Here is a 5,169-nt window from a genome sequence, read left to right on the forward strand (position 1 = left end):
CCCAAGCGCCTGTTCGACGGCGAGGTGGCCGAGATCACGCCCAAGGGCGATCCGGTGTCGCGCAGCTACCGCGTGCGCATCCGCCTCGCCGACGCGCCCGCCGTCGATGCCGGCCCGCTGCGCAGCGGCATGACGATGGACGCCAACCTGATCGTGTCACGCCGCGAGGGCGCGCTGCTGGTGCCGAACCGCGCGCTCAGGGGCGACGCCGTGTGGGTGATGGCACAGGGCCGGGTGAAGCGGCGCGCGGTGAACAAAGGCGTGGTCGGCGGCGAACGCACCGAGATCGTCGCCGGACTCGCGGATGGCGAAGCGGTGGTGCTGTCGCCGTCGGATGCGCTGCGCGACGGGCAGCGCGCGCGTATCGTGGCCGCCTCGGCCGCCTCGGCCGCATCGGTCCGACGGTGACACCATGGCGATCGCACTCGACGTCGCGCTGGCGCACCTGACGAGCCGCAAGCGGCAGACGCTGGTCTCGCTCACCGGCGTCGTGCTCGGCGTCGCGTTCTTCCTCGCCGTGTCGAGCCTCATGCGCGGCTCGGAGGCCGACTTTCTAAAGCGTCTGATCGACAACAGCCCGCACATCACCGTCTACGACGAGGTGCGCCACGGTCGCGCGCAACCGGCCGCGCTGCGCTGGCCCGATGGCGCGGTCAGCGTGCACAACGTGCGGCCGCTGCGCGAGACGCGTGGCATCCGCGGCTGGCCGCAACGGCTGGCCTTCATCGAGGCTCTGCCTGGTGTGAGCGCCGCGCCGGTGCTCGCCGACGCGGCCGTGCTCACCTTCGCCGGGCGCCAGCAGGGCGTCACCTTGTCGGGTGTGGTGCCCGAGAAGATGAAGCATGTGACGACCATCGAAGAGAAAATGCTCGAGGGCTCGCTCGACGCGCTCGCCGCCGACCCCAACGGCGTCGTCGTCGGCCGCGGGCTGGTCGACAAATTCAGCCTGCGCCTGGGGAGCAAGCTGATCGTGCTGGCCGCCGACGGCACCAGCCGGTCCTTGCGCGTGGTCGGCATCTTTCGCACCGGCAACGCCGCCTACGACGAAAGCCAGGCCTTCGTGCTGCTCAAGCGCGCGCAGTCGCTGCTGGGGCGCGAGAATCGCGTCAACCGCCTGATCATCCAGCTCGCCGACCCGTATGCAGCGCAGAGCGTGGCGCAGACCATCGAGGCCGCCACGGGCTACAAGTCGGTGTCGTGGATCGAGGCCTCGGAAGACCTGCTGAGCCTGCTGCTGGTGCGCAACATCATCATGTACAGCGTGGTCTCGGCGATCCTGGTGGTGGCCGCGTTCGGCATCTACAACACGATCTCGACCATCGTGTTGGAGAAGACACGCGACATCGCTATCATGAAGTCGATGGGCTTCCGTGCGCGCGACCTGCGCCGCATCTTCCTGCTCGAAGGGCTGATCGTCGGGGTCATCGGCAGCGCCTTGGGCGAACTGTTCGGCCTGGCGCTGATGCGGTTGCTGGAGCAGGTCGAGATCCGCCCGCCCGGCGTGACCGAGGTCGTGCACCTGCCGGTGTTCTGGGGCGTCGAGCAGTATGCGCTGGCGGCCGCGTTCGCGATGCTCTCGTGCCTCGCGGCCTCGTATCTTCCGGCGCGGCGCGCCGGGCGCGTGCATCCGGTGGACATCCTGCGGGGTGCAGCGTGAGCCGCGGCGAATCGGCATCCGGCCCGGCGATTCGCGTCGAGCACGTGACCCGCACGCTCGAAGGCGAGGTGCCGGTCACGCTGGTGAGCGACGTGAGCCTTCAGATCGAGCGCGGCGAGTTCGTCTGCGTGATGGGGCCCTCCGGCTCGGGCAAGTCGTCGCTGCTGTACCTGCTGGGCCTGCTCGACGTGCCCACGCATGGGCGCGTCTGGATCGACGGCGAAGATACGACCGGCTTCGATGACGACCGGCTCACCGATTTTCGGCTGGCGCGGCTGGGCTATGTGTTCCAGTTTCACTTCTTGCTGGGCGAGTTCAGTGCCCTCGACAACGTGTCGCTGCCCATGCGAAAGCTCGGCCGCGTGTCCGACGAGGCGGCCGGGGCGCGCGCTGCCGAGCTACTGGATCGGCTCGGCCTGGAGGGCCAGCACCACAAGCGGCCAAGCCAGTTGTCGGGCGGGCAGCGCCAGCGCGTCGCGATCGCCCGCGCGCTGGCGAACGACCCGCTCGTGATCCTCGCCGACGAGCCGACGGGCAACCTCGACTCCGCCGCCAGCACCAACGTGCGTGACATCCTGCGCAGCCTGACCCACGAGTTCGAAAAGACCGTGGTCGCCGTCACGCACGACGCCGACTTCGCCTCAGCCGCGGACCGGCGCATCGGCATCGTCGATGGCCGCATCGACATGGCATGGCGGCCGGATTGACGCCAGCCGCTTTGGCACTGCGAACTGAGCCGCCTTTTGCGCCCATGCTTGATCCGCGTGCAATCTATGCCGCTCGGTGCTTGCTTGCGCTCTTCGGATACGGCCGTCGTCAGCCCTTCCTACCGGGCAGCGGCCTGCCGCTGTCACGCGCGGTCTGCGCAATCTGCATAGTCGCGGATGTTCACCGTATAGGAAAATCACGGCACGCCAGAATCATCTGCAAGCTATCGCGCAGGTCAAGAGAATGGGCAAACGCGATGTTAAGAAGGGTCTTGCGAAACTCACCTCGAACTAGCGGCGGACGTCGCGATGAGGACACGGCATGGAAGCGCTGCAACCTCTGCAGCTCGATGTGGCAAGAATAGGAAACGGCCCTGCCCCGTCATAGATTCAAATCGAGATATCAGCCTTTCCGCGACGTGCGCCGATCAGGGGCAAATCCTGGCAAATCCCATGGCTCGGGCGGGCACGAAGATGTGTCCTAGAGTGACCGGCTCCCCTGCTCTTCACGGGACGATCGAATGACAGCATTCGATGCCACGCGGTTCATCCGCGCGAACGACGGCTACCTCATGGTCCTGCGACAAGGCGATGACGCCTTCGCGCAGTTGATCGATCTGACCCACCGCAAGCGCATTCCGAGTGCGAGCCTCGTGGGTCTCAGCTTCGGCCACGCGACCTTCGGCTTCTGGGATGCACGGCAGCGCAGGTTCAATCCGTGTCGCTTCGACAACGTCGAGATCGGTTGCCTGGTGGGAAGCCTCGCCTGGAAGGACGGCAAGCCGCTCCCCCACCTGCACGCCGTGGCATGCGACAGCACATTCGCTGCCTATGGCGGGCATCTATTGGCTCTGGAGGTTGGCACCGGATCGGTGGAGCTGACCGTCACGGTTCACGCTCAGCCCCTGCAGCGGCGGACCGACGAGCGTACGGGCGCGAATGTGCTCGACCTCTGTGGTGCTGCGGGCGGCAAATAGGTGGGCGGCTGCGTTTCGTAACTCCGTGGTGCCGGATGCGATCAGTGAGCACCATCACGACATGCCAATTGGCAATTTCGCTTCGTGAGAGCCGAAACTTCACACGAATTGAGGATGCGTTTTCCGCCACTTTCCGACATAAATGTCTGTCGCGTCGGTTTGAGCGCTTGCCGACCAGCGGCGTTTCTAAGTCATGCGCTCACGGGAGAAAATCATGAGTCAGGAAGAACTGCTGCGCGAGGCTTTGACACATATTGCGACGGCCGCTAGTGCGGCGGTCAATGAATGCGACCACGGACATGGGCACCATGTCCATGCAGATTCGTCTGACGCAAGCGGTCACGACGACGTCCCCGGCTGCGTGGTCAAGTCACTTCCGCAACGGCTACTGGTCAAGGCCGCCCTCACCGCTCGCACGATCAATCCAGTCAATGCACCGGTGTTGGGCCCACAGGCGGCGTTTTCCGGCGACTTCCGGATTGACGACCCGCTGCGAATCGCAGTCCTCACGTCGAAGTACTGGGGCCCGCAGCTGAGACGCCTGACGGTCAGCTTCATGGAAAGCACACCGAGCGACTTGAAAGCGCGCATCATCAGCCACATGAATGCGTGGAGTCGCTGCTGCGGCATTTCGTTCGTTGCGACCGCGGGGGGCGGCGATGTCCGTATCTCGCGCCAACCCGGAGGCTATTGGTCGTACCTTGGCACCGACATCCGGCTTATTCCGAAGAACCGCCAGACGATGAACCTCGAGAGGTTCACGATGAATACCCCGGAATCGGAATACAAGCGCGTTGTCCGCCACGAGACCGGTCACACGCTTGGGTTTCCGCACGAGCACATGCGCGCAGCACTCGTCTCCCGGATCGACCCGGCGAAAGCATACGCCTGGTTTCTGACGACCTACGGCTGGGACAAGGCCACGGTCGACGCACAGGTGCTCACCTCTCTGCGCGAGGCATCGCTGATGGYGACTCCACCCGACCAGACGTCGATCATGTGCTATCAACTGCCTGCGGCCATCACGAAGGACAGCAAGCCGATAATCGGTGGAACCGACATCAATGGGACCGACTGCGCCTTCGCAGGCAGGATCTATCCAAAGGCCGGCCGCGCCCTTGTTGTGAACGGAGACGCCGAAACATCCGAACAAGGTCAGATGCCCGCCGACGATTGGCCCGAGGAGGAGGATGTCGAGGTTTACGTCTGACCAGCGCGACGCCTTGCGCAGATGATGGGCAGTGCCTGGAGCACAACCGATGGCGAGGCTGATCGAGATCCAGGATGTCGCCGCGTGCCCTTCGCCTTTGAGGGTGCAGTCCGGGGACGTCCTCGTGCTGCGCGCCTCTGGGGCCCGTATCGATGCCGGTTCCAATGCAGTCGACGTGCTGGGCGCATTTTCTGCCGCAATGCTGGGCGACAACGGTGAGGTACTTGCCGCGATGGGTGCGCCGGGTACCGTACTGCTGCAGGCTCGGCAGCCGGGCGATGCATCGATCACTGTGATCGGCGGCGATCCGTTCCATGCACCGCGAACGACCATTGTTCGGATCTCAGTTCAACCCTGAGTGCTCCAGGGCACGTGGCCGCTGCCACTCCGATCGTCTTCACGCCCGGGCTACCTCCTCGACGTAGCCATCGAACGTCGCCGGCATCGGAGAAGGCGCGCCGACCGTTGTTTGGGGGGTAGCCATTGCGCGGATATGCTCCCATGTCGTCGCCCTGGCGATCCGAGCGGCAGGCACGGCACGAGCATCCAAGATGCTCGACGGCGCGAGAGTTGCGGCGCGAGCCAGTGCCAGAGGATCGAGGGATCCCGGCGTTGCCC

The 5,169-nt window shown here is 65.3% G+C and carries 7 protein-coding genes; 6 read left to right on the top strand and 1 reads right to left on the bottom strand.

Features of this window, described 5'->3' with window-relative positions; all coding sequences use genetic code 11:
• From AC1DY5_RS41245 to AC1DY5_RS41270, 6 genes are all read left to right on the top strand, one after another.
• Positions 1–408 (top strand): efflux RND transporter periplasmic adaptor subunit (locus AC1DY5_RS41245; protein WP_478120219.1); only part of this gene is annotated, 408 nt, incomplete at its 5' end.
• A 4-nt stretch (positions 409–412) separates the two neighbouring features.
• The gene (locus AC1DY5_RS41250) at positions 413–1,657 is read left to right on the top strand and encodes an ABC transporter permease (protein ID WP_478120220.1); all 1,245 of its coding nucleotides are present in this window, start codon (positions 413–415) and stop codon (positions 1,655–1,657) included.
• Positions 1,654–2,364 (top strand): ABC transporter ATP-binding protein, encoded by a 711-nt coding sequence (locus tag AC1DY5_RS41255; protein ID WP_478120221.1) that lies wholly within the window; start codon positions 1,654–1,656, stop codon positions 2,362–2,364. The genes AC1DY5_RS41250 and AC1DY5_RS41255 overlap by 4 nt, the downstream gene beginning before the upstream one ends.
• 521 nt (positions 2,365–2,885) lie before the next feature.
• Positions 2,886–3,341 carry a PPC domain-containing DNA-binding protein gene (locus AC1DY5_RS41260; RefSeq protein ID WP_478120222.1) on the top strand — a complete coding sequence of 152 codons (456 nt, stop codon included), beginning with the start codon at positions 2,886–2,888 and terminating at the stop codon, positions 3,339–3,341.
• 214 nt (positions 3,342–3,555) lie between these two features.
• A complete protein-coding gene (locus tag AC1DY5_RS41265; protein ID WP_478120223.1) occupies positions 3,556–4,551 on the top strand; it encodes a M12 family metallopeptidase in 996 nt (331 codons plus the stop codon).
• A 49-nt stretch (positions 4,552–4,600) separates the two neighbouring features.
• Positions 4,601–4,909: a hypothetical protein gene (locus AC1DY5_RS41270; RefSeq protein ID WP_478120224.1), complete on the top strand. Its 309-nt coding sequence runs from the start codon at positions 4,601–4,603 to the stop codon at positions 4,907–4,909.
• Between the two features lie 39 nt (positions 4,910–4,948).
• On the opposite strand, the gene AC1DY5_RS41275 is transcribed toward AC1DY5_RS41270, so the two are convergent.
• Positions 4,949–5,169: hypothetical protein (locus tag AC1DY5_RS41275; protein ID WP_478120225.1), on the bottom strand; the 221-nt coding region annotated here is incomplete at its 5' end.

It is taken from the genome of Variovorax sp. P4_D9, from assembly GCF_056401695.1.